The sequence below is a fragment of the Amycolatopsis sp. NPDC051372 genome (genome assembly GCF_040682095.1).
Lineage (GTDB): Bacteria > Actinomycetota > Actinomycetes > Mycobacteriales > Pseudonocardiaceae > Amycolatopsis.
Genome location: NZ_JBFBAF010000005.1, coordinates 253,327 through 278,489, shown reverse-complemented (window position 1 = coordinate 278,489; position 25,163 = coordinate 253,327). Strand labels below are relative to the sequence as shown.

The window sequence follows — 25,163 nt, the reverse complement described above, 5'->3', positions numbered from 1 at the left end:
AAGGAGTGCACATGCAGGTGGACATCCGCGACAAGGTCATCGTCATCACCGGCGCGGCGCAGGGGCTCGGCCGCACGCTCGCGCTGGGGCTGGCCCGCGAGGGCGCGCGGATCGCGGTGCTCGCGCGCAGCTCGGCGAAGGCGGCGGGCACCGTGGACGAAATCGTGGCCGAGGTGCCGGACGCGCCGAAGCCGCTGGCGGTCGTGGCGGACGTGTCCGACGAGGACCAGGTCCGCGCCGCGGCCGCCGCCGTCGACGCGCACTGGGGCCGGGTCGACGCCCTGATCAGCAACGCCGGCTGGATGCCGCCCGCCGGCACGATGAAAGTGCTCGACTTCGAGCTGGCCGATCTGCGACGGATCCTCGACAGCAACCTCGTCGGCTGTTTCCTCGTGACCAAGCACTTCGCGCCGATCATGATCCGCGGGGGCGGCGGGCGGATCATCTACGTCGGCAGCATGGTCGGCACCCAGGCCGGTCCCGGCGCCGGTGCGTACGGCGCGTCGAAGGCCGGGGTGCACCTGCTGAGCAACGTGGTGCACCAGGAGCTGGCGGACCAGGGCATCCGTACGGTCGCGCTGGCTCCCGGGCTCACGGTCACACCGGGCATGCGCGTGGCGGCGAGCGAGGAGCACATAGCGCGGGTGAGTGCTCGCTACCCGGGTGGCCGCGTCGGGCAGCCGGAGGACATCGTGCCGTTCGCGGCCTTCCTGTGCAGCCCGGCGGCCGAACACCTGTCGGGGACGCTGGTGGGGATCCGGCCGATCACGGGGTGAGTCCGATGTGGACGGAGTGGTGGAACCTGCTGGTATGACTGGGGTTCTGTGTTTCCCCGCCGGCGTGCACTCGCGCTGAAAGCCGTGAAGGGCCCCGGGGGACTCGAAGTCCCTCGCGGAGCCCTTCACGGTGCTCGATCCTTGGTCGTGCGTGGGGTCAGAAGTCGAAGCCGCCGCCGCCGAATCCTCCGCCATCGAACCCGCCGCCGTCGAAGCCGCCGAAGTCCTGGCCGCCGCCGTCGCCGCCGTCGAAGCCGCCGCCGTCACCGCCATCGCCACCGTCGCCGCCCTGGTCGCCGGACTCGAGGGCGTCCTGCTGGCCGGCGTCGTAGCCCGACTCCCAGGCCGAGGCGCTGGCGATGCCGCCCATGCCGGAGAACATGGCGCTGAACAGGAACATCGAGCCCAGGCCCCACGCGCCGGCCACGAGCGCGGGCTTCCACCACGGCTCGCTGTACCAGCCCTGCGGCACCGGGCGCCCCGCCACGCGGCCGCCGGGGTAGTAGTACGGCGTGTCCTGGCCGGGGTCGGGCGAGGCCTCGTAGTGCTGGCCCTCGACGTCGACCTTGCGGTGCTCGGTCACCTTGCCGGCGCGCTCGCGCTCGGCCTCGTCCGGCAGCGCCGGGCCGGGGTCGAGGCCCATGGCGGTGCGGGCGGCGCGGACGTAGTAGAGGCCTTCGACGGCGGTGTCCTTCACCAGCCGAGCCTGTTCGACGGTCTGCGCCTGTTCCATCTGCGAGCCGGCGGCGTTGTAGCGCTCGCTGGCGTCGGCCATCGCCTGCTGTGAGGCCGTGTCGGTGCCGGAGATGTTGAGGACCTGCCCGCCGAGGCGTTCGACGAGGCGGCGCGCATCGGCCTTCGCGTCGTCGAGCTGCCGCTGCCGCGAAGCGGCCTGCGACCGGGCGAAGTAGAGCCCGCCCCCGACGATCACGAGGACGAGCACGATCAACAGGATCGCGGTGCCCATGGGTCACTCCACGTGTTGAGCTTGTCTCGGCGGCCCCGTGGCCGCCTTTGAACCGGACAACGCGGACAGTACGCTGAGGGTTCCCGAGAGGTGACGCGGAGCACCTCTGGCCGAGAAAAGTAGAACACGTTACAGTCGGGGGATGAAGTTCTCCCTGTCGATCGCGATGAACCCCCTCGATCAGCTGGGCGAGTTAGCCCGCGCCGCCGAGGAGGCCGGATTCTCCTCGATCGTCCTGCCGGATTCCCTGTTCTACTCGGAGAAGGTGTCCGCAGACTATCCGTACACGCCCGACGGCAGCCGGTTCTGGACCGAGGAGACGCCCTGGGTCGACCCGCTGGTGGCGGCCGCGTCGATGGGTGCGGTCACCGAGCGGCTCGAGTTCTACACGTCCGTGCTGAAGCTCGGCTCGCGCAACCCGGTCCTGCTCGCGCGTCAGGTGAACTCGGTGGCGGCCCTGACCGGCGGCCGGTTCGGCCTCGGGCTCGGCATCGGCTGGTCGCCGGAGGAGTTCGAGTGGTGCGGCGCCCCGTACGAGCGGCGCGGCAAGCGTTTCGACGAGGCCATCGAGGTGCTGCGCCTGATCCTCGACGGCGGCATGGTCGAGTTCCACGGCGAGTTCTTCGACTTCGACAAGCTGCGCATGAGCCCGACGCCGCCGAAGCGCGTGCCGTTCTACATCGGCGGCCACACCGACATCGCGCTGCGCCGGGCCGCGCGCGTGGGCGACGGCTGGTCGTCGGCGATGATGACGCTCGACCAGCTGCGCGACACGATCAAGCGGCTCAAGGAACTGCTGGCCGAGCGCGGGCGCGAGGCCGATCCGTTCGAGTTCCAGGCGGTGTGCGTCGACCGGTTCGGGCTCGACGGGTTCCGCGAGCAAGCCGAGGTGGGCGTGACCGACGCGATCACGATGCCGTGGGTGTTCGAGGGCCTCGGTTTCGACGCCGAGGTGGGCCCGAAGGTCGACGCGATCCGCAAGTTCGGCGAAGAGGTCGTCGCGAAGTTCCGCGGATCGGGGGAGTGACATGAGTGTCGAGGTCAGCTGGGACGTCGACGCGGACCAACCGCCGGCTCGCCTGGCGTCCTTCCGCTCGATGACGTCGGTCGCAGCGGGCGACAAGGGCGCGTGGCTGGCGTTGTTCGCGCCGGACGCCGTGGTGGAGGACCCGGTGGGCCCGTCGATGTTCGACGAGCAGGGCAAGGGCCACCACGGCCGCGAGGGCATCGGCGCGTTCTGGGACCTGACGATCGCGCACGTGGAGCGCTTCGAGTTCGTGATCCGCGATTCGTTCGCCGCGGGCGCGGAGTGCGCGAACATCGGCACCATCACCACCTACCTGCCCGGTGGCTACCGTGTCGACACCGACGGCGTCTTCGTCTACCGCGTGGGTGGAGACGGCCTGATCACCTCGATGCGTGCCTTCTGGGAAACCGAACGCGCCATGGCGACGGCGCGTCAGGTCTGAGCTGCCCGATACCACCTCCGCGGGCGGTCTGACCGGCCACTGTTCGGCTCGCGGTCCCTCCGGAACGCCCGCGCGCGGGCTTACGGTGGGGCGCATGATGGCTCGTGGTGTGCACCTTGTCGGCAGCGTGCCGCTCGAGGACTCGGAGACGGTGTTCCGCGCGGTCTCGGCCCACCTCGGCGAGTTCGTCCGGCGGGTTACGGACGGCGAGACGGGCGTCCGGTCGAACTGGACGTTCTGGCAGCGGGCGGTGTTCGCGCGCACCCCCGGCCTGGTGACCGACGACGTCCACCGCGGTGAGTACAGCAGCACACCCAAGTACCGGCTGGCCGGTCCCGCTTCGGCGGTGCGCTTCGGCCCCCTCGGCTACGCCCAGGCGGCGCTGTCGTCGTGGGTCGTCTTCCGGCGCCTGCGCGCGGCGGGGGTGCTGCCGGACGTCCGCTTCCAGGTCAGCCTGCCGACGCCCCTGGCCCCGATCCGCCTGCACGTGGACACCGCCGACCAGGCCGCCGTCGAGCCCGCCTACGAAGCCGCGATGCTGCGCGAGCTGGAGCTCATCACCGACGCCATCCCGGCCGACCAGCTCGCGATCCAGTGGGACACCGCCGTCGAGTTCGGCATGCTGGAGGGCGTTTTCCCCAGCTGGGTCCCGGATCTCGAGGCCGGCGTCCTCGACCGCCTGACCCGCCTCGGCAACGCCGTTCCCGCCGACGTCCACCTCGGCTACCACCTGTGTTACGGCGACAGCGGCGGTCGCCACTTCGTCGAACCCGCGGACACCGCGCTCCTGGTCCGCGTGGCGAACGCCCTGGCCGCGCGGCTTTCGCGGCCGCTGGGGTGGATCCACCTGCCCGTGCCGATCGGCCGGACGGATCTGGAGTACTTCGCGCCGCTGCGGTCCTTGGCGTTGCCCGCTGAAACCGAGCTGTACCTCGGTCTTGTGCACGACGCGGACGGCGAACCCGGTGCCCGCAAACGCATCGCGGCCGCACTGTCCGCTGTGGACTCCTTCGGCATCGCCACGGAATGCGGCTTCGGCCGCCGCCCGCCGGAGACGGTGCCGGGCTTGCTGGCCCTGCACGCGGCGGTGGCCGAGCTGACGCCCTGATCTGTTCAGTGGGTGGGCGGCAGGGCTTCCATGCAGTGGTCGGCGTACGAGCATTGCGTCCGGATGAGGTCACGGGACTGATCCAGCGACACCGGCACGTCGGCTCGGTCAGAGGGGAACCTGGCGTGCAGCCAGTGCGCCCAAGGCCCGGTTTCGCCGAGGAATCGGGCTGAGTACTCGGTGCCCAGCCGCGTGTCCAGGTAGCTGAGCGCGCCCATGGCCGAGTCCTGCTCGCCGCGGTCGGTGCGCGGCAGGAACGCGTGGAGGTAGTCGGCCAGCAGACGTGCGTCTTCCTCCGTGCCGAATCGCGCCAGCGCGAAGCAGAATCCGCGGCCGGCGTAGACGCGTTCGTTCGCGAGGAGGAGCTCGCCGATCCGTTCACGGTGCGCCTCGCGCCGGGCGAAGGCGACCAGCCACGACGCCGTGAGCTGCGCGCGCCATTCGTAGCTGAGCAGCAGCGCGAGCTCGTCGTCGGTGATGTGCAGCGAGTCCTCGGCCAGGGCGCGGCCGAACCACTGCCGCGCCGCCGGGTCGCTCAGGAACGGGGTGTTGATCAACCGCAGGTACCTGCGGCCCGGCGTCACGTACCTCTCGACGACGGCTTTGAGCGCGGGCTCGTGCAGGTGGTTGCGCATGCGGGGATTCTGCATGCACGAGCGCCTGACCACGAAGGCCTTTTCCTGGCAAGATCGCCGGTCGGGAGTTGCCGAACAGGGGAGGCGTCATGGCTGCCGGACATCCGCTCGGACCGCCGGCTCACGAGCAGCACTGGGTGGACCTCGCGGCGCAGCTTGCCGCTGAGTTCGCGCTCACGACGGCCGAACGTGACCGGACCGGCGAGTTACCTGTCGAGAACCTCCGACGGCTGAACGCCAGCGGGCTCGACACCGCGCTACTGCCGGCCGAGTACGGCGGCCAGGACCTGAGCTACCGCAGTTACGGCGCGATCGTCCGGCTGCTGAGTGCGGCCTGCCCGTCGACGGCGTGCGTGTGGGTGATGCACATCGGCGCGGCGGCGGGACTGGTGGAGATGTCGGAGCCCGATGTGGCGCGGTTCTTCGCCGAGCGGCTGGCGGCCGGGGCGCGGTTCGCGAACGCGTTGAGCGAGCCGGCGGGCGGGAACCTGTTCCTGCAGTCGCAGCAGCCCGCGGAGGCAGTGGCCGGCGGTTTCCGGCTGAGCGGGGAGAAACGCTTCTCGTCCGGGTGTGAGATCGCCGACCACTTCCTCGTCAACGCGAAGGTCGACGGCGGATCCACGTTCTTCGGGCTCGACGCCGATCCCGCGACGATGACGTTCGAACCGAGCTGGGACGCGATGGGCCTGCGCGCGAGCGGCAGCCAGCTGATCCGCTTCGACGGCACGCTCCTGCCGCACGAGCGCCGCTGCCCGCCGTCGAAACGGCAGCGCCCCAACCACATCGGGGCGGGGGTGGCGGCGTTGTCGCTGGGGGTGGCCGATGGCGCGCTGGCCGCGTTGCGGGAGCACGCGCGCGCCCGGAAGGTGCTGCCGGGCGGCGGGACGGTGGCGGAGCAGCAGTGGGTGCGCTTCGGCGTCGGCGAGCTGGAGAGCCGGCTGCAGGCCGCGGCGATGTTCGCGCAGCACATGTGCTGGCTCGCCGACGAGAACTCGCCCGGTTTCCTGCCCGCGACGATGCGCGCGAAGCTGCTGGCCAACGACGTCGCGCGCGAGATCGCCGACCTCGGCGTGCGCGTGGGCGGGGGCTCGGGGTACCTGAAGACGTCGCCGATCGAGCGGTGGTTCCGCGACGCGCAGGCGGGCTGGCTGATGGCCTACTCCGCCGAGATCTGCAAGGACGTGATCGGCTCGCAGGTGCTGAGCGACGATGCCTGAGCGGATGCTGTTCAACGCGTTCCACATGTTCGCGGTTTCCCACCACGCGCAGGGGTTGTGGGCCGAGCCGGACAGCCGTCAGCTCGGCTACACCGACCCCTCGATGTGGCTCGACCTCGCGCGGACGTTGGAGCGCGGCCGGTTCGACACGCTCTTCTTCGCCGACGTCCTCGCCCCGTACGAGACCTACCGCGGCTCGCGCGACGCGGCGGTGCGCGAGGGGATGCAGTTCCCGACCGGCGATCCGTCGGTGCTGATCCCGCTGCTCGCCTACCACACCGAACACCTGGGTTACACGTTCACGCAGAACATCCTGCAGGAGCACCCGTACCCGTTCGCTCGCAAAGTGTCCACTCTGGACCACCTGACGGGCGGGCGGGTGGCGTGGAACATCGTCACGTCGTTCCTGCCGGGCGCGGGCCGCAACCTCGGCCACGGCGGGCTGCCGGGCCACGAGGAGCGCTACGGCCGCGCCGAGGACTTCACGCAGGCAGCGCTGAAGCTCTGGCTGCACAGCTGGGAAGACGGCGCGGTGCTTCGTGATCGTGAGCGGCGCGAGTTCGCCGATCCGGCCAAGGTGCACGCCGTGGTCCACAATGGACCCTACTACCGGCTTGACGGCCCGCACCTGAGCGAGCCGTCGCCGCAGCGGGTGCCGGTGCTGTTCAACGCCGGTGTTTCACGTACCGGCCGCGCGTTCGCCGGCCGGTACGCGGAGTGCCTGTTCGTCAACGCCCAGGACCCCGCCGAGGCGGCCCCGATCGTCGCCGACGTGCGCCGGGCGGCGGCCGCCGCGGGCCGGAACCCGGCGCACGTCAAGGTTTTCGTGCCGCAGTCCTACTTGCTCGCCAGTACCGAGGCCGAGGCCCGGCGGCGCCACGCCGAGCTGCTGGAGCGCCAGACCGTGGAGGGGAACCTGGCGCGCGCGTCGGTGTTCGCCGGGCACGACTTCGGCCTCGACGACCCGGACGCGCTCGTCGGCGACCTGCGGCGGCGCGAGGTGTCGGAGCCCGTGCGCAAGCTCCTTGCCTCGACAACGCGGGACGACTGGACGCTCGGCGAGCTGATCCTGAGTCGCACCAGCAAACGCGTGGTGGGGACGCCGGAGCAGATCGTCGAGAACATCGCGCGCTGGCAGGACGCGGGTGTCGACGGGATCAATCTCGAGTATGTGATCTCGCCGACGAGCTTCACCGAGTTCGTGGACCACGTCGTCCCGCTGCTGCAGGCGCGCGGCCTCATGCAGCGCGAGTACCGGCCTGGGACGTTGCGGGAGAAGCTTTTCCCCGACGGCGGTCCTCAGCCGCCGCGGGACCACCCGGCGTGGGCGCTCACGCCGCGCTGTGGGCCAGCCAGTGGTCGATGAGGCTACGGTCGCCGGTGATCCTGACGTCGTCGGCGGGACGGCGGCGGGTGAAGACGAGCAGGAGGTCGGTCAGCGGGCCGGCGAGCGTGGCGTCGGCGGAGGCGGTGCCGCGGGTCCACTCGATACCGCCCGGAGCGCGGGTGAGGTGCCAGCCCTCGGCGTCGTCGGGGACGATCCGCAGGGTCTGACCGGTGCCGCGCAGCTCGGCGACTTCGGGTTTGAGCGTCTGCGTGACGGGGTGCGCGAGCAGTTCCAGCCAGTCGGTGATCGCGTCCTCGGCGAGATCCGGGGAAACGGAGAATTCGCGGCCCGCGGCGTCGACGTGGTGGATGATGGTGTCGTTGAGCATACGGCGCAACCAGAACGCGGCGGGTCCCGGGCCGAAGAAGGTCCACACAGGACTGTCGCTCGTGGACACCGCGTCGACGAGGTCCGCGGCTCCCGCGTGCAACCAGCCGGACCAGTCCGCCGGGTCGCCGGGGTCCGCGTCGAACGGGTCGGGCACAGGCGACGGGCCGGAGCGGACGATGCTCGCCGACCAGCGGTGCGCCTGGCCGACGTGGCCGACGAGCACGCGCAGCGGCCAGTCAGGACACGTCGGCACGCGGGCTTCGGGGTCGGCGCCGGCCGCGGCTTTCGCGAGGGCGTCGGTGTGGTGGTGGAGTGCGTCGGCGAGTCGGGTGGTGTCCATGGCCGTACCGTAGGAACTCCATCCGGCTGGAGGTTCTACCGATGGTGACCGAGGTCACACTGGGGATCGGCGACCTGGCGCGACGGACCGGCGTGCCCGTCCGCACGATCCGCTTCTACTGCGACGAAGGCCTGCTCGAACCCACCCGCAGCGCGGGCGGCCACCGCCGCTTCGCCGAGGAGGCCGTCGAGCGGCTCACGCTCGTCCGCCGGATGCGCGGCCTGGGCCTGGGGCTGCCGCTGATCACCGACGTCCTCGCCGGCCGCCGCTCCCTGGCCGACGCCGTCGCGGCCGAACGCGCCGCCTTGGACCGCGAGGTCGCGACGCTGGCCTGGCGCCGGTCTGTCCTGCGCGCCGTCGAGGACGCGACCCCGCTCGACCGGCCCGCGCGCCTCGAACTGCTCTCCGCCGTGGAAGACGGGTACGCCGCCCACGACGTTCTCGTTCGCCTCTGGCACCCCATGACCACCGGCCCCGTCCCGGCCGACTCGGCCCGCATGTTCCTGGACATCAGCGCCCCGCCGCCCCCGGAGCTGCCGACGCCCGCACAGGTGATCGCCTACGCGTCACTCGTCCTGCGCGCCTCGGACCGCTCGTTCGTCGATGCGCTGCGCACCAGCACGCTGGTCGACCACGACCGGATCCCCGACCTCGCCGCCCTCCACGCCGAGGTGGCCCAGGCCTGCGAGCTCGCCTTCCCCGCCGTGACGTCGGGCACCCGCCCGACGCCGGGCCCGGCCCTCGACCGCTTCGTCGCCGCCCACGCCGCCGCCCTGCGCACCACCGACACCCCGGCCTTCCGCCGCGCCCTCAACCACCGCACGGCCCCCGACCGCGACCCCCGCGTGCGCACCTACTGGACCCTGGCGGGCCAGGTCACAGGCGAACCGGCCCCGATGGGCGTCACGCACACCTGGCTGCTGGATGCGTTGAATGCTTCGGCCGGCTGAGAAGTGCGCCCTCCAGTGAAGGCGAATCCGAAGGCCGCGCTGCTTGCGCCGGTTGTCGTGCTGCTGGCCGCATGCGGGCCGACGGCGAAGGCGTTCGATCCGCCCCAGCCGGCGCGGCCGCCGTACCGCGTTGCTCGCCGGCGCGGATGGCTTCTACGTCAATCCCGACACCCCCGCCGCGAAATGGGTGCGGACAGCGCCGCCCGGCCCGCGCACGGACTCGATCCGGACGCGGATCGCCACGAGGCCGGCGGCCACGCTGATCGCGGAGGCCGCGGCAACTGCCCGCGAGGAAGTCCGGGCAGCGGTGACCGCCGCCGCGGCGGCGGGGAAGCTGCCGATCCTGCTGCTCGACGCGGATCGGGCCGGTGCGTGTGCGGACGGGGGTGCGCGGTAATTCGGCGAGGTGGCGCGAGGGCTGGGGCACGACCGCGCGCTGGTCGTCGTCCGGGGGCGCCACTGCGAAGCCGGTGACGCTGCCCACGCTTTGGCGTCAGCGGCCCGGACGAAGGTGCTGTTCGACGTGTCCGATGCGGCGTCGCCGGAGGTTGCCGCGCAGCGGGTTGCGGCGAGCGGGCCGGACGTCGACGGGTTCACCACCAACGTCGGCGGCTACGCGCCCGAACGTGTGGCCATCGCGACCAGCCGGGCGATCAGCCGGGCCTTTGCCGCGATCGCCGGGAAACGCGACTACACCGCCGTGATCGACAGCAGCCGCAACGGCAAGCCGGTCTCCGGTGCGGGTAACCCGGCCGGTGCGCGAATCGGGTCGTACGAGGTGCTCTCCGATGACGGCGCTCCGCAGCAGCTGTGGCTCACCGTGCCGGGCATTTCCGACGGGCCGTGCGGAACCGCCCCGTCCAGCCGTGCCGGCGACTTCGTCCCCGACCTCGCCGCCGCCCTCGCTCGGCGCTGAGTCCCAGGACGGCGTCCCAGATCTTGGACAACCTCGCCAGACGTCTGACGTCCAACCTATTGTCGCGGCGGACGAGGGCGAGGAGTGGTGCATGTCCGAACGTGATCGGGCTCGGTTGGCGGAGCCGGCGCAGCCGCAGGATTTCCCGGACAGCCCGTTGAGCCGGGTGTTGCGGCAGCCGTTGCTGCTGGGGGTCTTCCTGCCGCTGCAGACGGGTGGGTGGTCGCAGTCGACGTTGCCGCGCGGGACGGACTGGACGTTCGACTACAACCGGGCGCTGGCGCAGCAGGCGGAGAAGTACGGGTTCGACATCGCGTTCGGGCTGTCGCAGTGGCTGCCCAAGGGCGGGTTCGGCGGCCAGACGCACTACCGCGAGAACTTCCTCGACCCGTTCGTCTCGGCGATCGCGCTCGCGTCGGCGACGGAGTCAATCCTGTTGCTGGGCACGGTGCACGTGCTGTACGGGCCGTGGCACCCGTTGCACCTGGCCAAGTTCCTCGCCACCGCCGACCACATCTCGGGCGGGCGCTTCGGCGCGAACATCGTCACCGGCTACGCCGACACCGAGCCCGCGATGTTCGGGCAGCTCAAGCCCGAGCACGACAAGCGCTACGCGATGGCCGACGAGTTCGTCGCCGTCTGCAAGGACCTCTGGGCCGGGGAGGACAACCTGACGTTCCACGGCGAGCACTACTCGCTGCAGGAGGCCTACGCGTCGCCGCTGCCGAAGTACGGCCGCCCGATCCTGGTGTCCGCCAGCGGTTCCCCGGCGGGTTTCGCGTTCGCGGGCCGCAACTCCGACCTCGTGTTCATCTCCAGCCCGGCGGGCGAGAACATCGACCGCGCGCTGGAGGCGTTGCCGGCACACGTGGAGAAGGTGAAGCAGGCTGCGCGGGACCAGGGCCGCGAAGTGCGTGTAGTGATCAATCCCACGGTCGTTTCGGCGCCCACGAGCGCTGAGGCGCACGCGCGCTACCAGGCGATCATGGACCACGCCGACCTCGGTGCGATCGGCGCGTTCACCGACCGCCACACCGCGGGCGACAGCCAGTCGTGGCTCGAGCACTCCGCCCGTGGCCGCGCGGTCGGCGGGCACCTGCACATCGTCGGTTCGCCCGAGGAGGTCACGGACAAGCTGCGCCGCCTGCACGAAACGGGCATCGACGGCGTTCAGCTGACCTTCTACGACTACCAGCCCGAACTCGACTTCTTCGGCACGCAGATCGTGCCGCTGCTGGAAGAGGCCGGGCTGCGCAAGAGTGTTACGAATTCCTGACTGTCCACGCGGGACCGGCTGCCGCGGCCGGTCCCCGGCCTACTCTGTGCGAAGACAGAGGAGGTCACCCTGATCACGTTGGTGCTGATCGGCTTGGTGGGCGGGCTGATCACCGGCATTTCGCCGTGCGTTCTCCCGGTTCTGCCGGTGTTGTTCATGACGGGCGGGGCAAGTGGCGCGGCAGCGGCACCCACGCGTCGCCGGCCGTTCCTCATCGTCGCGGGGCTGGCGTTGAGCTTCAGCCTCGTCACGCTCCTTGGCACGCTCGTGCTCGCCGCGCTGCACCTGCCCGGCGACGTGCTGCGCTGGGCGGGGCTCGTGGTGCTGGTGGTGCTCGGCGTCGCGATGATGTTCCCGCGCGTGCAAGACCTCCTGGAACGCCCCTTTGTCCGGCTGGGCCGCAAATCCGTGCCGGGCGACCGCGGTGCGTTCGTGCTCGGGCTCGCGCTCGGCACCGTCTACGTGCCGTGCGCGGGGCCGGTGCTCGCGGCCATCACCGTGGCCGGCGCGACGCACACGATCGGTACCTCGACGGTCGCGCTCACCATCGCGTTCGCCGTCGGCACGGCGATTCCGCTGCTGTTCTTCGCGATGGCCGGCAACCGCGTCGCCGAGCGGGTGAAGGCGTTCCGCGACCGGCAGCGCCAAGTCCGCATCGCCGCGGGGATCGTGGTGATCGGGCTGGCCGTCGCGCTCACGTTCAACGTCACCGACGCGCTGCAGCGCGCCATCCCCGACTACACCGCGGGACTGAACCAGGCCCTCGGCGCGGACAAGGTCGGTGGTGGCAGCCTGCAGGCGTGCGACCCGTCCGACGAGCTGCAGGACTGCGGCACCGCGCCGCAGCTGGTCGGCATCAACCAGTCGCTGAACACTCCCGGTGGGAAACCGGCCGCGCTGCAAGGGAAAGTCGTGCTCTACGACTTCTGGGCGTACTCGTGCATCAACTGCCAGCGCGCCATCCCGCACGTCGAGGCGTGGTATCAGCGCTACCACGACGCGGGCCTGGAGATCGTCGGCGTGCACACGCCGGAGTACGCGTTCGAGCACGTCCCCGCCAACGTCGCGGACGGCGCCGCCCGCCAGCACATCACCTACCCCGTGGCGATCGACAACGACTACGCCACCTGGAACGCCTTCAAGAACGAGTCCTGGCCCGCCGAGTACCTCGCCGACGCCACTGGGCACGTCCGCCACGTCTCCATCGGCGAAGGCGACTACGACGGCACCGAGTCGCTCATCCGCGAGCTGCTGACCACCGCCAACCCGGGCCAGACGCTCCCACCGCGCACCGACGTCGCCGACGACACCCCCACGAACCCGTTGCAGAGCCCGGAAACCTACCTGGGCTCCGAGCGCAGCGGCGCGGGCGGCGCCCCCGTCGACCTCCAGGGCAAGTGGACCACGACCCCCGAATACCTCACCGCCGGCGACGATGCCTCCCTCACCCTCACCTACGACGCCTCCGCGGTCTACCTCGACGTCGGCGGCACGGGCACCGTCACGGCGACCGCCGGCGGCGTCACGAAGACGATCCCGGTGTCCGGCAGCCCGGACATCCACGCCGTCGTCCAAGCCCCGACACCCCAGCAGGGCACGGTGACGCTGAAGCTGAGCCCGGGACTGCAGGCGTACTCGTTCACGTTCGGGTGAGGTTTCGAGCCCGGTCGAAAGGCATCCGGGGCGAAGTCCGTCTTCTTCCGGCCGCGGGGTGACGGCTTTGCGCTGAGTGAGGACAACGGCACCGTGCGGCTGCGCACCGACGGCCGCCTCGCGGCCGCCGGGCACCGACCGGGCGGTGCGCTGCCGGCTCACCGTCGCCGCGGCCGCGGCGCGGACGATCTGCGCGTGGTCCGCGCCGCTGCTCACCCCGAGCGGGCGGACAAGCTTTCGACCCTGCTCGAAAGGTCACCACCGGCCGCGGTGCACGACTTCGTCGAACGGGCGGCGCGTGGGGTTCTTGATGGGCCGCAACGGCCGGTCGGCGGGGTAGCCGATGGCCAGCATGAGTGACACGACGTGGTCGCCGGGCACCCCGATGATCTCGCGCGCCCGGTCCTGGTCGCCGATCGACGAGTGCCCGGTGCCGATGCCGAGGTCGGCGGCCGCGAGCATCATCGCGTAGGTGGCCTGTCCGAGGTCGTACTGGTCGAGCACGCGCGTGCGGTCGTCGGCCGGTTCGGGCACCACCAGCACGATCGCGGCCTGGGCGCCGGCGAGGTGCCCGGCGCCCTGCCAGACCGTGGAGAGCTCACGCAGCTGCGCGCGGTCGGTCACGAGCACGAAGTCCCAGTGCTGGCGGTTCGACGCCGAGGGCGAGCGCCAGCCGGCCTCGGCGATCCGCGTGAGGTGCTCTTCGGCCACCGGCTCGTCGGTGTAGCTGCGGACGTTGCGACGGGCGCGGATGGCGTCCCAGGTCTCCATGGTGTTCTCCTCTTCGCGCGCTTGCCCGGTGCCGGAAAGGACCGTTGCGGGACAAGGCTGCCACGGCGGGCGTGGGCACCGCCACCGCGTCGCGCCCGAACCGCGCGTGATCCACTGTGGACGAACGCCGGCCCTGGCCAACTGTTTCCGTGGGTAACAATCTTGCATCCTCGTGTTTTCCCCGGCGTTCACCGGGGTAGCTGGCCGTCGGACAACACAGAGGAGGCCCTATGGGCGTGGACGCCGGAACCACTAGTCCGGAACAGGTGGGCGCGGCTGGCGACGACAAGCGGCTGAAGAAGCACTTCGGCCCGATCGGCCTGCTCTTCACCGCCGTCGGGTCGGTGATCGGGTCCGGCTGGCTGTTCGGCGCGCTGAACGCCGCGGAGCTGGCGGGGCCGGCCGCGATCGTGTCGTGGGGGATCGGCGCGGTGATGTTCATCCTGATCGGGATGACCTACGCCGAGCTCGGCACGATGTTCCCGCACTCGGGCGGGGTCGCGCGGTTCCCGCACTACTCGTTCGGGTCCTTCGCCAGCTTCTCGATGGGCTGGGTCACCTGGATCGCCGCGGCCGCGGTGTCGCCGATCGAGGTGCTCGCGGTCGTGCAGTACGCCACGAACTACGTGCCCTGGCTGGAAACGCTCGACGCGGACAAGAACGCCGTGCTCACCCCGGCGGGCACCGGGATCTGCATCGCGCTGCTCGCGGTGTTCGTGCTCGTGAACTTCTTCGGCGTGCGCTGGTTCGCGCGGATCAACAACGTGCTCGTGTGGTGGAAGCTCGCGATCATCGCCGTGGTGATCGTCGTGTTCCTGTTCACCGCCTTCGACGGGAGCCACTTCACCGACTACGGCGGCTTCGCGCCCTACGGCGCCCACGGCATCTTCTCCGCCGTCGCCAGTGCCGGTATCGCGTTCTCCTTCTTCGGGTTCCGCCAGGGAGTGGAGCTTGCGGGGGAGACGTCGAACCCGAAGCGCAACGTGCCGCTCACCCTCATCGGCTCGGTCGTGCTCACCGGGATCCTGTACGTGCTGCTGCAGATCGCGTTCATCGGCGCCGTCCCGTCCGACGCGGTGGCGAAGCAGGGCTGGCAGAACGTCGGCGCGAACTTCTCGGCCGGTGGCGACGTGCTCGCCACGTTCGGGCCGCTCGCGGCGATCGCCGGCATCCTCGGGCTCGGCTGGCTCGCCGGGCTGCTCTACGCCGACGCGATCATCTCGCCGGGGGACACCGGCCTCATCTACACCGGCGTCACCGCGCGCATCTCGTACGCGATGGGCCGCAACCGCAACGCGCCGGCCGGGCTGTCGAAGGTGAACAACACCGGCGTGCCGTGGGTGAGCCTCATCCTCGCGTTCGTGGTGGGCTGCTTCTTCTTCCTGCCGTTCCCGGGCTGGAGCCAGCTCGTCCAGTTCGTCACCAACAGCACCGTGCTCTCGTTCGGGTCCGGGCCGCTGGTGCTGCTCGCGATGCGCAAGCAGCTGCCGAACCAGGTCCGGCCGTTCCGCCTCGGCCGCTCGGGCGCGTGGATCGTCGCGTTCCTGGCGCTGTTCTCCACGAACCTGATCATCTACTGGACCGGCTGGGACACGAACTGGAAGCTGTTCGTGGTCATCGCGTTCGGCTACGTCCTGCTGGCGCTGCACCAGACGCTGGCCAAGGGACGCACAGCGCGCATGGACTTCCGGCACGGCTGGTGGGTGCTGGTGTGGTTCGCCGGGCTGGCGATCATCAGCTACCTCGGCGACTACCCCGAGCAGGACAAGCACGCCGGCAACCTCGGCGTGCTCGACTTCGACCTCGGGGCCGTCGCCTCGCTGGTGCTGACGGCGATCGTCATGGCCCTCGCGCTGCGCAGCGCGCTGCCGCGTGAACGCGTCGAGGAGATTCTCGCCGAGCACCGCGACGACGAGGAAGAGGCTGTCGCCTGAAGTCCACTTCCCACACCCCGGCTCGCCGTCGCGATGCCGGGGTGCTGCGGTTTCGGGCTATTCCTCCCCGTTTGCGGCAGACTGGACGCCATGACCCGACCGAGTCCGGTGGCCGACACCGCCGACGTCGACGCCCTCACCGACGCCGTGCTCACGGCGTCGCGGCTGCTCGTGGCGGTGTCGGTCCGGTCGATCGCCGCGGCCGGCGACCGGCTGACGCTGCCGCAGTTCCGGCTGCTGGTGGTGCTGCACACGCGCGGGCCACTCAAGCACGCGACCCTCGCCGAGCACCTGGGCGTGACGCCGTCCACGGCCAGCCGCATGGTCGACCGGCTGGTGGCCGCGGGGCTGGTGCACCGGCAGCACAGCACGGTCTCCCGGCGGGAGATCGTGCTGGAGCTGACCGACGAGGGGATGAAGACCGTCCGCCAGGTCACCGCGCGCCGGCGCCGGGAGATCGCGAAGATCGTGGCGAAGATGCCGGAGCAACGGCGGCGGAGCCTGGTGGAGGCGCTGGCGGCGTTCGCCGAGGCCGGCGGCGAACCGCCGGTCGGTGCGGGACCGGAAGCCGCCTGGGGCTGACGGTGATCACCGCCGGCCGGCCTTGACCTTCGCCACCACTTCGAGCAGCAGGTCGGAGACCGTGTCGGGCGCCGTCACCGACGGCGTGTGGTCGACATCGTGCACCCGGACCTCGGCACCCATCCGTTCGGCCATGAACCGCTGGTTTCCGGCGGGGACCATGCGGTCCTGCTCGGCGAGCAGGTACCAGGACGGCACGTCGCGCCACCGCGGGCGGCCCACCGAGACCGTGATGCACGCGCCGGAAATCGGGCGCTGCAACGCGCGCAGGCGGACCTGTTCCTCGGCGGAGGCGTTCGGCGCGAAGGCGGCGGCGAAGGCTTCGTCGGGGAGCCAGATCAGGCCGTGGGCGTCGGGGGCCAGCGCCGGCGCCTGGAGGTGCGGCGTACCGCGCCCGAAGACGTCGGCGACGGTCTCCCCTTCGTCCGGGGCCAGCGCCGAGATGTAGACCAGCGCCTCGACCTTCGGTGCCGTCACGCCGCCGAGAACACCGCCGGCGTAGGCGTGCCCGGCGAGCACCACGGGACCTCCGGCGTGCTCCACTGCGCGGTCCAGGGCCGCGACGTCCTCGGGCAGCGTCGTGAGCGGCAGCGAAGCCGCGAGAACACGTACACCGGCCTGTTCCAGCGTGTCGATCACCTTGCTCCAGCTGGAACCGTCGGCCCAGGCGCCGTGGGCCAGTACAACGGTGGGGTCGGAAGACACTCGCGCTCCTTGGTTCGGGGATTTCACGGTGCTGATCGAACCGTCACCACCGAACCGATTTCGAGGCTGTTCCGGGAAAAATACGTGCCCAGTCTCGTTCATGCGGAGTTTCTGTGTCCTCCGAAGGAAGTTTGGATGGGTCGGCTCGGGTCACAGCGGCCAGACCGCTTTGCCCAGCTTCGCCGATGATCTTCCCGTCCAGTGACCGCGCACGCGGCACACTTCACCACCACGTGCTGGTTCCCCGGGAAGGTGAGGGCGGGTAAGGGGTTTTCCGTGTCAGGGCACCGCCAGGGGGTGGCGGAGTGCCGGTTCTCGACGGACCGAGTCTCAGAAACGATCGTTTCTGAGACTCGGTCCGCAACCTCAGTTCTGCCAGAGGAACGCGGCCTCGCCACAGGGCCGGCACGTGAAGGGGTAACCGAGGCCCCCGCCGCCGAAGTTCGCGGAGGTGGCGAAGTCGTAGCCCTCCGCCAGCTCGGCTGTGAACGTCATGCGGGTGGCGCACACTGGACAGTCGGGGGTCTCGTCCCCCTGGATCCAGTCAGGCTCGCCGCCCACCCGTCCGAGGACCGGCTCCTCCGTGTTTTCGCCGGCGGGATGGAGACGCAGAGCGGTCACGGCTCCCAGCAGCGGCTCACCGTCGGCTGGGACAGCGGCGGGGTGAGTTCACCGGTGAACAGGAAGGCGCGGTTGGCGCCGGCAGTGGCGTCCCAGTCATCGCACATGCCGGGATCGTTCTGGCAGAAGAACGCCGCAACCACACCGATTTCCAGGGGTAGATGGGCGAGGAACTGCATGGCCCCACCGCACTTGCGGCACCTCGGCCAGACGAAGTCGTCCGGGACGAGAGGGATTCCGCCGGTGCGTAGCGTGGGCGCGTCGGCAGTGGTTTGCCAGTCGTGGATCAGCAGCACGGATACAGCCTAAAGTCGCCTCTGCGCGCGCTGTGCCGGTGGTGATCGCCGAGACCAGGCCTTAGCTCGGCGGGCGACGGTTCGTGCCACTGCCGGGCCGGCATGCCTGCCCGCGAGGCATGCTTGCGCTGGTACGGGGCCCGCGCGTTGGTTCCCCTGCTGCTCACCACACTGGCGATCACGAGCCCGATCACGAGGTTGATCGCCCCGTCGGTCGCCGAGTGATTTCGCTGTCCGAGCCGCAAACGTGGGGCAGGCTCAGTACCTGCTCGACACATTCTTCGCGTTCTTCAGAATGTCGTCCCACGGGAAGGTGTTGTTGGCGATCGCCTCGCGGCAGCCGGCGCTCGGCACCGTTAACCAGACTTTGATGTGGGTCGCTGCGTCGACGCGGCTCCGCATGGGTGGGCCGATGCCGGAGACGTGGCAGATCGACGTACGTGCTTCAGTTGCGGTTTGATACTGAACAGCGATCTACGTGGGCGGGGGTAGTGATGGGTGGGCGCGGGAGCGGGCGCATGAACGAGCCGGTGTGGACTGAGACCGCTGACCTGCCCCTGAGTTACGGGATCTTCCTTATCAAGGACATGAGCGCGGACTTGCCCAGCCCAAGCGTTGCCTACGCCAACGGTCTCGTGGGAACGGATTTCATCAACGGGGCGGTTGTCCTCACCGGCATCCACACGGGTTCGGTCACCGTGACCGTGCAAGCGCTCGACGCCGCCCCCGACTCGGTCGAGCTCGACGGCTGGGACGAAGTCGCCGAGGTGTCGGTGGATTCGGAGTACGGGGAACTCATCGTCCACGGCGTGGATGAAGCCCATCCGGATTTCCCCGAGCTGGCCCACGCGGGACCCGGCTCCTACCGGCTGCGCGTCCACGCGCGTGGCCGCGACATCGCCCCCCATCTCAACGTCGAGGACCCCGTCGAGGACTACCAGATCTCCGTGTGGCCGGCACCGGAAGCACCCGACGCCGTCTACAAGCAGTCGGACAAGCGCGGACAGGAATACCGGGCTCACCGGAAGAAGCCGTGACGCTGGGCTGCGGAGGCTGACGCAGTGTCGGGTTGGTGGCACTTCGAGCACTTTTTCGACGTGCTCTCCGTCGGCCACGGCCGCACCCCTGTTCTCGTTCACCGTGTCGTCGCGACGACCGTAGGTCGCGCCAGGCCGCCGCACCGCCACATGCGCTCCTGCGGTGTGGCGTTCACGGCAGCCAGCGACTGATGCCCGCGGGTGAGGCTTCCGGGGCTGCTGCCCGCCCAAGGGTCCCAAGCGCGGCGGGCAGCAGCGGCTCACACGTGTGGACGCCGGCTTGCTCCGCACGCCCCGACAGCTTCAACGCCACAAGTGGAAGCACGGTTGCGACGACCCGCACAGTTGCGGCGGGGGCTACACAAAATGAAGTCGTGCCCGCTCCGGTGCGCCAGGCATGCGAAGTGCCCGCCGGTTTGCCCGCCGGACTGCGTACGCCACGCCAGCTCTTGTCCGGAACGTCATGGTGGTGGGTTGCGGGAGGTGGACGTGAAGTCGAAAGCCGGACGCCGCACCGTCGGAATTCCCGGACCACTCCTCGAGCTGCTGCGAAAGCACCAGGTGACGCACGACCAAGAACGCGAGTTTGCCGGCACCGAATGGAAGGAGGGGCTGCGTGTTCGCGCAGCCAACCGGCCGGCCGCTGGATCCGCGAGCGGATCACGATGAGCGGAAGAGGTTGCTGGCCGAGGCTCAGGTTCGCGACGCCCGACTGCACGATGCTCGTCACACGGCAGCGACGATGCTGCTCGTCCCGTGGGTGCCACTGCCCGCGATCATGGAGGTGATGGCTGGTGCGATGCGGCAGTGGCGAAGCGATATGTCCACGTGCCGACGGAAGTCGTCACGGGAATCGCCGACGAGGTCGGCAACTTCCGCTGGAGCGATGCGCCACAGCAGGCGCCGCCTGCGGCGCCTGCTGACGCAGACTCCCTGATCGAACCAGCTCCAGCAACTCCTCGATGCCGCGGAAGCGTCCGGCCGAGACTCTGATGGCGACGACCCGCCCGGCCGCGCGCGGTGGTCTGAACGCCGTATAACGTCTTGTACTGAGACGAGAACTGAGACGGCGCGATCCCTACCCTCGTAGAAATCTCGCCGTTTCCGCCGGCCAGGTGATCGGCCTGAGTCGGGATGACAGGATTTGAACCTGCGACCCTTCGCTCCCAAAGCGAATGCGCTACCAAGCTGCGCCACATCCCGATGCCCGCCACCCGCCGAAACCCGAGCCGAGCCGGGGTCCGGAGGGGGTGTGCGGCACCAGCCTAGCCCTCACGCTAAGCTGGGCCAGCCTCCGGGTCCACTGGGTCCCAGTGGGGGCGCTGCGGGTGTAGCTCAATGGTAGAGCCCTAGTCTTCCAAACTAGCTACGCGGGTTCGATTCCCGTCACCCGCTCCATAACCGTTCACCTGCGAAGACGAGGCCGCGTCGGCCTCGAGGCGGGTGGCGATCACGTCCAGGAGCAGGTCGGTGTCCACCGGCTTGGTGATGTAGTCGTCGGCGCCCGAGGCGAGGGTGCGTTCGCGGTCCTCGGCGGTGGCCTTGGCTGTGACGGCAATCACGGGCAGGTCCTCGTGGGCCGCCTCGGCGCGGATGGCCGCGATGGTGGCGTTGCCGTCGAGCTCGGGCATCATGACGTCCATCAGCACCAGCGCCGTGTCCTCGTGGCGTTCCAGGGCGCGGATGCCCGCAACGCCCGTGTCGGCGTAGATCACCTCCAGGCCGGCCTGTTCGAGCACCGCCGCGAGGGCGAAGACGTTGCGCAGGTCGTCGTCGACGATCAGGACCTTCTCGCCGTTGAAGCGCTTCGGGGCGCTGTCCGGCTCGGTCACGGTGATGGTGCTCGGCAGGACCGGCAGCTTCGGCGTGGGGCGCACCGGGACGGCGGGCGCGATGAGGTTCGCCGCGCCCACGGGCAGGTACAGCGTGAACGTGCTGCCCTTGCCCGGTTCGCTGTGCACACGCAGCTCGCCGCCGATGAGTTCCGTGAGCTGCTGGCTGATCGAGAGCCCGAGGCCGGTGCCGCCGTACTTGCGGCTCGTGGTGCCGTCGGCCTGGCGGAACGCGTCGAAGATGATCGCCAGCTTCTCCTCGGGGATCCCGATGCCGGTGTCCTCCACGCCGAACGCGATGATCCCCGCCGCCGACTGCAGCGCCTCCTGCTCCACCTCTTCGGCCGACGCCATGCGGATGTGCAGCCGCACGCCGCCCTCGTCGGTGAACTTGGCGGCGTTGGACAGCAAGTTGCGCAGCACCTGCTGCAACCGGTGTTCGTCGGTGTGCACGCTGCCGGGCACGGGTGGGTCGATGAGCACGGCGAACTCCAGGCCCTTGTCCGACGTGAGCGGGCGGCACAGGGATTCGACGTAGTTCACGAGCTCCGGCAGCGTCACGTCGGACATCTGCAGGTCCATGCGCCCGGCCTCGACCTTCGCGAGGTCGAGGATGTCGTTGATCAGCTGCTGCAGGTCGCTGCCCGCCGCCCAGATCGTCTTGGCGAACTGGATCTGCTTCTCCGTGAGGTTGCCCTCCGGGTTCTCCGACAGCAGCTTCGCGAGGATCAGCGCGCTGTTGAGCGGGGTCCGCAGCTCGTGCGACATGTTCGCCATGAACTCGGTCTTGTACTGCGACGCCACGGTGAGCTGCCCGGCGCGCTCCTCGAGCTCCTGGCGCGCCTGCTCGATCTCGATGTTCTTGACCTCGATGTCACGGTTCTGCTGGGCCAGCAGCGCCGCCTTCTCGGCCAGCTCCGTGTTGGAGCGCCGCAGCTCGCCCTGCTGCGCCTGCAGCTGCTCCGAGCGCGCGCGCAGCTCCTGGGCCAGCCGCTGCGATTCGGTCAGCAGCGCCTCGGTGCGCGAGTTCGACAGGATCGTGTTCACGTTGACACCGATGGTGTGGCGCAGCTGCTCCAGCAGATCCAGGTGCACGGCGGAGAACTCGTTGACCGACGCCAGTTCCAGCACGCCGAGCACCTCGCCCTGGAACAGCACGGGCAGCACGATCACGTTCACCGGCGGCGCAGAGCCGAGGCCCGAGGACACCAGCGCGTACTCCGGCGGCGCCTCGCGAACGAGGATCGTCTGCCGGTCGACGGCAGCTTGCCCGATCAGCGACTCGCCGAGCGTGAACCGAAGGCCGGCGCGCGACTGCGCGAGCCCGTACGCGGCGATGCAGTCGAGCACCTTGCGGCCCGGGTCGCTGCCGTCGTCGTGGGCCAGGAAGAACGCGCCCTGCTGCGCGCTCACCAGCGGCGCCAGCTCGGACAGGATCAGGGTGGCCACGGACGCGAGGTCGCGGTGGCCCTGCATCCGCCCGCCGAGGCGCGCGAGGTTTGTCTTCAGCCAGTCCTGCTCGCGGTTCGCCGACGTCGTCGACTTCAGGTTCGCGATCATCTGGTTGATGTTGTCCTTGAGGTCCGCCAGCTCACCGGACGCGTCCACGGTGATGTGGCGGGTCAGGTCGCCCGCCGTCACGGCCGTGGCGACCTGGCCGATGGCGCGCACCTGGGTGGTGAGGTTGCCGGCCAGCTGGTTCACGCTCTCCGTGAGCCGCTTCCACGTGCCGGACACGCCCTCGACTTCGGCCTGGCCGCCCAGCTTGCCCTCGGTGCCGACCTCGCGGGCCACCCGTGTGACCTCCGAGGCGAACGCGGAGAGCTGGTCGACCATCGTGTTCATGGTGGTCTTGAGCTCCAGGATCTCGCCGCGCGCGTCGACGTCGATCTTGCGCGAGAGGTCCCCTCGCGCGACCGCGGTGGTCACCTGCGATATGTTGCGCACCTGGCTGGTCAGGTTGTGCGCCATGAAGTTGACGTTCTCGGTCAGGTCCTTCCACGTGCCGGCCACACCCGGCACGCGCGCCTGACCGCCGAGGATGCCTTCCGTGCCGACCTCGCGCGCCACTCGTGTGACCTCGTCGGCGAACGCGCGCAGCGTCTCGACCATGCTGTTCAGCGTGGCCGCGAGCGCCGCGACCTCGCCGGCGGCGTCGATGGAGATCTTCTTCGACAGGTCCCCGTTGGCCACCGCGCTCGCCATGGTGGCGATGCTGCGGACCTGCTCGGTGAGGTTGTCGGCCATGCCGTTGACGTTGTCGGTGAGGTCCTTCCACGTGCCGGCGACGCCGGGCACGCGGGCCTGGCCGCCGAGCTTGCCCTCGGTGCCGACCTCGCGGGACACCCGCGTGACCTCGTCGGCGAACGCCGAAAGCTGGTCCACCATCGTGTTCAGCGTGTTCTTGAGTTCCAAGATCTCGCCGCGCGCGTCGACGCTGATCTTCTGCGTCAGGTCGCCCTTCGCCACCGCCGAGGTGACCTGCGAGATGTTGCGCACCTGGTCGGTGAGGTTGTTGGCCATGAAGTTGACGTTGTCGGTCAGGTCCTTCCACGTGCCGGCCACGCCCGGCACGGCCGCCTGACCACCCAGCTTCCCCTCGGTGCCGACCTCGCGCGCCACGCGCGTGACCTCGTCGGCGAAGGCGGAGAGCTGGTCCACCATCGTGTTCAGCGTGGTCTTGAGCTCGAGGATCTCGCCCCGGGCGTCGACCGCGATCTTCTTGGTCAGGTCGCCGCGCGCGACCGCCGTGGCGACCTGGGCGATGTTGCGGACCTGCGCGGTGAGGTTGTTGGCCATGAAGTTCACGGACCCGGTGAGATCGCGCCAGATGCCGGCGACGCCGGGCACCTGCGCCTGGCCGCCCAGCATGCCCTCGGTGCCGACTTCGCGCGCGACTCGCGTGACCTCGTCGGCGAAGGCCGAGAGCTGGTCGACCATCGTGTTCATGGTCGTCTTGAGCTCGAGGATCTCGCCTCGCGCGTCGACGGTGATCTTCTGCGTCAGGTCGCCCTTCGCCACGGCGGTGGTCACGTGGGAGATGTTGCGGACCTGGTCGGTGAGGTTGTCGGCCATCTGGTTCACCGAGTCGGTGAGCCCGCGCCACGTGCCGGCCGCGCCGGGGACCTCCGCCTGGCCGCCGAGCCGGCCGTCGCTGCCGACCTCGCGGGCCACGCGGGTGACCTCGTCGGCGAAGGCGGAGAGCTGGTCGACCATCGTGTTCAGCGTGGTCTTGAGCTGCAGGATCTCGCCGCGGGCGTCGACGTCGATCTTCTTCGTCAGGTCGCCCGCGGCCACCGCCGTGGCGACCTGGGAGATGTTGCGGACCTGGTCGGTGAGGTTGTCGGCCATCAGGTTCACCGAGTCGGTGAGGTCGCGCCAGGTGCCGGCCACGCCGGGCACGCGCGCCTGACCGCCGAGGCGGCCCTCGCTGCCGACCTCGCGCGAGACGCGCGTGACCTCGTCGGCGAAGGCGGAGAGCTGGTCAACCATGGTGTTGATGGTGTTCTTGAGCTCGAGGATCTCGCCCCGGGCGTCCACGTTGATCTTCTGCGTCAGGTCGCCGCGCGCCACGGCCGTGGTGACCTGGGCGATGTTGCGGACCTGCTCGGTGAGGTTGTCGGCGAGGAAGTTCACGGAGTCGGTCAGGTCGCGCCAGGTGCCCGCGACGCCGGGGACCTCGGCCTGACCGCCGAGGCGGCCCTCGCCGGCGATCTCGCGCGACAGGCGGATCACTTCGGCGGCGAAGCGCGAAAGCTGCGCGAGCAGGCCGTTCACGGTCTTCGCGAGGTCGGCGTACTGGCCCTGCAGCGGCTTGCCGTCCAGCTGCAGCGCCATCGGCTGCGAGAGGTCGCCCTCGGCCACGGCGCCCAGCACCCGATCGAGCTCCACCACCGGCTTGCTGACGTCCTCGATCAGCCCGTTGATCGTCTCGACGGCGGTGGTCCAACCACCGGGGCCGATCTCGGCGCGCACGCGCTCGGTGAGCCGGCCCTCCTGCCCGACGGCGCCGCGCACGCGCATGAGTTCCGTCACGAGCCGCTGGTTGCGCTCGGCGATGTCGTTGAACGCGCCCGCGAGCTGAGCGGCGATCCCGTCGCCGCTCGCCACGAGCCGACGGCGGAAGTTGCCCTCGCCGAGGTCACGGACGGCGGCCAGGAGCCGCTCCAGCGCGGCCGCCTCACCGGCGGCGATGCCGCTTCCCCCGGTGATCTCGTCCCGCTCGGAACCGGTTGTCATGTCTGCCGACCCTCTCCACCACGCGTGTGCCAGCCATGGTCGTCGACCCAGCGTGCCACGGTTCGCCCTACACTTCGAGCCAGTCCGCCCGCTCACGCTGTGCCAACCTTGTACTGACGACA

Annotated in this window: 22 protein-coding genes and 2 tRNA genes; 15 read left to right on the top strand and 9 right to left on the bottom strand. The window is 70.2% G+C overall.

What is annotated here, in order from left to right; translation table 11 throughout:
* The first annotated feature begins 11 nt into the window (after positions 1-11).
* The gene (locus AB0M56_RS10530) at positions 12-776 is read left to right on the top strand and encodes an SDR family oxidoreductase (protein WP_220242986.1); all 765 of its coding nucleotides are present in this window, start codon (positions 12-14) and stop codon (positions 774-776) included.
* A 157-nt stretch (positions 777-933) separates the two neighbouring features.
* Here the strand turns inward: AB0M56_RS10530 and AB0M56_RS10525 are convergent, their stop codons facing one another.
* Positions 934-1,743, bottom strand: a complete 810-nt coding sequence (locus AB0M56_RS10525; RefSeq protein WP_364173335.1) for a hypothetical protein — start codon at positions 1,741-1,743, stop codon at positions 934-936.
* A gap of 142 nt (positions 1,744-1,885) precedes the next feature.
* Between AB0M56_RS10525 and AB0M56_RS10520 the strand changes: the two genes are divergently transcribed.
* From AB0M56_RS10520 to AB0M56_RS10510, 3 genes are all read left to right on the top strand, one after another.
* On the top strand, positions 1,886-2,770 hold the full coding sequence (locus tag AB0M56_RS10520; protein WP_364173332.1) for a TIGR03619 family F420-dependent LLM class oxidoreductase: 885 nt from the start codon (positions 1,886-1,888) through the stop codon (positions 2,768-2,770).
* A gap of 1 nt (position 2,771) precedes the next feature.
* Positions 2,772-3,212, top strand: a complete 441-nt coding sequence (locus tag AB0M56_RS10515; protein WP_364173329.1) for a nuclear transport factor 2 family protein — start codon at positions 2,772-2,774, stop codon at positions 3,210-3,212.
* Between the two features lie 94 nt (positions 3,213-3,306).
* Complete coding sequence (locus AB0M56_RS10510) at positions 3,307-4,320, top strand: hypothetical protein (RefSeq protein WP_364173326.1); 1,014 nt, start codon at positions 3,307-3,309, stop codon at positions 4,318-4,320.
* A gap of 5 nt (positions 4,321-4,325) precedes the next feature.
* Here AB0M56_RS10510 and AB0M56_RS10505 read toward each other — a convergent pair whose 3' ends face one another.
* Positions 4,326-4,955 carry a DUF6000 family protein gene (locus AB0M56_RS10505; RefSeq protein WP_364173323.1) on the bottom strand — a complete coding sequence of 210 codons (630 nt, stop codon included), beginning with the start codon at positions 4,953-4,955 and terminating at the stop codon, positions 4,326-4,328.
* Between the two features lie 89 nt (positions 4,956-5,044).
* Between AB0M56_RS10505 and AB0M56_RS10500 the strand changes: the two genes are divergently transcribed.
* Both AB0M56_RS10500 and AB0M56_RS10495 read left to right on the top strand, forming a co-directional pair.
* Complete coding sequence (locus AB0M56_RS10500) at positions 5,045-6,172, top strand: acyl-CoA dehydrogenase family protein (RefSeq protein ID WP_364173321.1); 1,128 nt, start codon at positions 5,045-5,047, stop codon at positions 6,170-6,172.
* Positions 6,165-7,538, top strand: coding sequence for an NtaA/DmoA family FMN-dependent monooxygenase (locus AB0M56_RS10495; protein WP_364173318.1), 1,374 nt, complete (start codon positions 6,165-6,167; stop codon positions 7,536-7,538). Before AB0M56_RS10500 ends, AB0M56_RS10495 begins: the two co-directional genes overlap by 8 nt.
* Here the strand turns inward: AB0M56_RS10495 and AB0M56_RS10490 are convergent.
* Positions 7,504-8,229, bottom strand: a complete 726-nt coding sequence (locus AB0M56_RS10490; protein WP_364173315.1) for a maleylpyruvate isomerase family mycothiol-dependent enzyme — start codon at positions 8,227-8,229, stop codon at positions 7,504-7,506. The two genes, AB0M56_RS10495 and AB0M56_RS10490, sit on opposite strands and share 35 nt — an antisense overlap.
* A 41-nt stretch (positions 8,230-8,270) precedes the next feature.
* Between AB0M56_RS10490 and AB0M56_RS10485 the strand changes: the two genes are divergently transcribed.
* The 5 genes from AB0M56_RS10485 (at position 8,271) to AB0M56_RS10465 (ending at position 13,024) form a co-directional block, all read left to right on the top strand.
* A complete protein-coding gene (locus tag AB0M56_RS10485) occupies positions 8,271-9,179 on the top strand; it encodes a MerR family transcriptional regulator (RefSeq protein WP_364173312.1) in 909 nt (302 codons plus the stop codon).
* A gap of 130 nt (positions 9,180-9,309) precedes the next feature.
* A complete protein-coding gene (locus tag AB0M56_RS10480) occupies positions 9,310-9,576 on the top strand; it encodes a hypothetical protein (protein ID WP_364173309.1) in 267 nt (88 codons plus the stop codon).
* Between the two features lie 9 nt (positions 9,577-9,585).
* On the top strand, positions 9,586-10,095 hold the full coding sequence (locus tag AB0M56_RS10475) for a glycoside hydrolase family 6 protein (RefSeq protein ID WP_364173307.1): 510 nt from the start codon (positions 9,586-9,588) through the stop codon (positions 10,093-10,095).
* A 91-nt stretch (positions 10,096-10,186) separates the two neighbouring features.
* On the top strand, positions 10,187-11,371 hold the full coding sequence (locus tag AB0M56_RS10470) for an LLM class flavin-dependent oxidoreductase (RefSeq protein WP_364173304.1): 1,185 nt from the start codon (positions 10,187-10,189) through the stop codon (positions 11,369-11,371).
* A gap of 81 nt (positions 11,372-11,452) precedes the next feature.
* Entirely contained in the window at positions 11,453-13,024 is a 1,572-nt protein-coding gene (locus AB0M56_RS10465) for a cytochrome c biogenesis protein CcdA (RefSeq protein ID WP_364173513.1), read from the top strand.
* A gap of 255 nt (positions 13,025-13,279) precedes the next feature.
* Here AB0M56_RS10465 and AB0M56_RS10460 read toward each other — a convergent pair whose 3' ends face one another.
* Positions 13,280-13,795 carry a nitroreductase family protein gene (locus AB0M56_RS10460; protein WP_364173302.1) on the bottom strand — a complete coding sequence of 172 codons (516 nt, stop codon included), beginning with the start codon at positions 13,793-13,795 and terminating at the stop codon, positions 13,280-13,282.
* Between the two features lie 230 nt (positions 13,796-14,025).
* Between AB0M56_RS10460 and AB0M56_RS10455 the strand changes: the two genes are divergently transcribed.
* Positions 14,026-15,729: an APC family permease gene (locus AB0M56_RS10455; protein ID WP_364173299.1), complete on the top strand. Its 1,704-nt coding sequence runs from the start codon at positions 14,026-14,028 to the stop codon at positions 15,727-15,729.
* Between the two features lie 90 nt (positions 15,730-15,819).
* Positions 15,820-16,311: a MarR family transcriptional regulator gene (locus tag AB0M56_RS10450; RefSeq protein WP_364173296.1), complete on the top strand. Its 492-nt coding sequence runs from the start codon at positions 15,820-15,822 to the stop codon at positions 16,309-16,311.
* A gap of 6 nt (positions 16,312-16,317) precedes the next feature.
* Here AB0M56_RS10450 and AB0M56_RS10445 read toward each other — a convergent pair whose 3' ends face one another.
* The 3 genes from AB0M56_RS10445 to AB0M56_RS10435 all read right to left on the bottom strand — a co-directional run bounded on the left by AB0M56_RS10445 (position 16,318) and on the right by AB0M56_RS10435 (position 17,933).
* Positions 16,318-17,016 (bottom strand): alpha/beta hydrolase, encoded by a 699-nt coding sequence (locus tag AB0M56_RS10445; RefSeq protein WP_364173294.1) that lies wholly within the window; start codon positions 17,014-17,016, stop codon positions 16,318-16,320.
* Between the two features lie 366 nt (positions 17,017-17,382).
* The gene (locus AB0M56_RS10440) at positions 17,383-17,511 is read right to left on the bottom strand and encodes a hypothetical protein (RefSeq protein WP_364173291.1); all 129 of its coding nucleotides are present in this window, start codon (positions 17,509-17,511) and stop codon (positions 17,383-17,385) included.
* Positions 17,512-17,633: 122 nt separating this feature from the next.
* Positions 17,634-17,933, bottom strand: coding sequence for a hypothetical protein (locus AB0M56_RS10435; protein WP_364173288.1), 300 nt, complete (start codon positions 17,931-17,933; stop codon positions 17,634-17,636).
* A 518-nt stretch (positions 17,934-18,451) separates the two neighbouring features.
* On the opposite strand from AB0M56_RS10435, the gene AB0M56_RS10430 reads away from it, so the two are divergent.
* A complete protein-coding gene (locus AB0M56_RS10430; RefSeq protein ID WP_364173285.1) occupies positions 18,452-18,970 on the top strand; it encodes a hypothetical protein in 519 nt (172 codons plus the stop codon).
* Between the two features lie 1,129 nt (positions 18,971-20,099).
* On the opposite strand, the gene AB0M56_RS10425 is transcribed toward AB0M56_RS10430, so the two are convergent.
* Positions 20,100-20,173: transfer RNA gene (locus tag AB0M56_RS10425), tRNA-Pro, on the bottom strand.
* A gap of 121 nt (positions 20,174-20,294) precedes the next feature.
* Between AB0M56_RS10425 and AB0M56_RS10420 the strand changes: the two genes are divergently transcribed.
* Positions 20,295-20,368 (top strand) — tRNA-Gly (locus AB0M56_RS10420).
* Here the strand turns inward: AB0M56_RS10420 and AB0M56_RS10415 are convergent.
* On the bottom strand, positions 20,320-25,041 hold the full coding sequence (locus AB0M56_RS10415; RefSeq protein WP_364173511.1) for a HAMP domain-containing protein: 4,722 nt from the start codon (positions 25,039-25,041) through the stop codon (positions 20,320-20,322). The two genes, AB0M56_RS10420 and AB0M56_RS10415, sit on opposite strands and share 49 nt — an antisense overlap.
* Positions 25,042-25,163: the final 122 nt, after the last annotated feature.

Excerpts from the sequence above, each read along its gene's own strand:
- AB0M56_RS10530 (WP_220242986.1), top strand. The coding sequence starts at position 12 with ATGCAGGTGGACATCCGCGACAAGGTCATCGTCATCACCGGCGCGGCG.
- AB0M56_RS10525 (WP_364173335.1), bottom strand. The coding sequence starts at position 1,743 with ATGGGCACCGCGATCCTGTTGATCGTGCTCGTCCTCGTGATCGTCGGG.
- AB0M56_RS10520 (WP_364173332.1), top strand. The coding sequence starts at position 1,886 with ATGAAGTTCTCCCTGTCGATCGCGATGAACCCCCTCGATCAGCTGGGC.
- AB0M56_RS10515 (WP_364173329.1), top strand. The coding sequence starts at position 2,772 with ATGAGTGTCGAGGTCAGCTGGGACGTCGACGCGGACCAACCGCCGGCT.
- AB0M56_RS10510 (WP_364173326.1), top strand. The coding sequence starts at position 3,307 with ATGATGGCTCGTGGTGTGCACCTTGTCGGCAGCGTGCCGCTCGAGGAC.
- AB0M56_RS10505 (WP_364173323.1), bottom strand. The coding sequence starts at position 4,955 with ATGCGCAACCACCTGCACGAGCCCGCGCTCAAAGCCGTCGTCGAGAGG.
- AB0M56_RS10500 (WP_364173321.1), top strand. The coding sequence starts at position 5,045 with ATGGCTGCCGGACATCCGCTCGGACCGCCGGCTCACGAGCAGCACTGG.
- AB0M56_RS10495 (WP_364173318.1), top strand. The coding sequence starts at position 6,165 with ATGCCTGAGCGGATGCTGTTCAACGCGTTCCACATGTTCGCGGTTTCC.
- AB0M56_RS10490 (WP_364173315.1), bottom strand. The coding sequence starts at position 8,229 with ATGGACACCACCCGACTCGCCGACGCACTCCACCACCACACCGACGCC.
- AB0M56_RS10485 (WP_364173312.1), top strand. The coding sequence starts at position 8,271 with ATGGTGACCGAGGTCACACTGGGGATCGGCGACCTGGCGCGACGGACC.
- AB0M56_RS10470 (WP_364173304.1), top strand. The coding sequence starts at position 10,187 with ATGTCCGAACGTGATCGGGCTCGGTTGGCGGAGCCGGCGCAGCCGCAG.
- AB0M56_RS10460 (WP_364173302.1), bottom strand. The coding sequence starts at position 13,795 with ATGGAGACCTGGGACGCCATCCGCGCCCGTCGCAACGTCCGCAGCTAC.
- AB0M56_RS10455 (WP_364173299.1), top strand. The coding sequence starts at position 14,026 with ATGGGCGTGGACGCCGGAACCACTAGTCCGGAACAGGTGGGCGCGGCT.
- AB0M56_RS10450 (WP_364173296.1), top strand. The coding sequence starts at position 15,820 with ATGACCCGACCGAGTCCGGTGGCCGACACCGCCGACGTCGACGCCCTC.
- AB0M56_RS10440 (WP_364173291.1), bottom strand. The coding sequence starts at position 17,511 with ATGACGTTCACAGCCGAGCTGGCGGAGGGCTACGACTTCGCCACCTCC.
- AB0M56_RS10430 (WP_364173285.1), top strand. The coding sequence starts at position 18,452 with ATGAACGAGCCGGTGTGGACTGAGACCGCTGACCTGCCCCTGAGTTAC.
- AB0M56_RS10415 (WP_364173511.1), bottom strand. The coding sequence starts at position 25,041 with ATGACAACCGGTTCCGAGCGGGACGAGATCACCGGGGGAAGCGGCATC.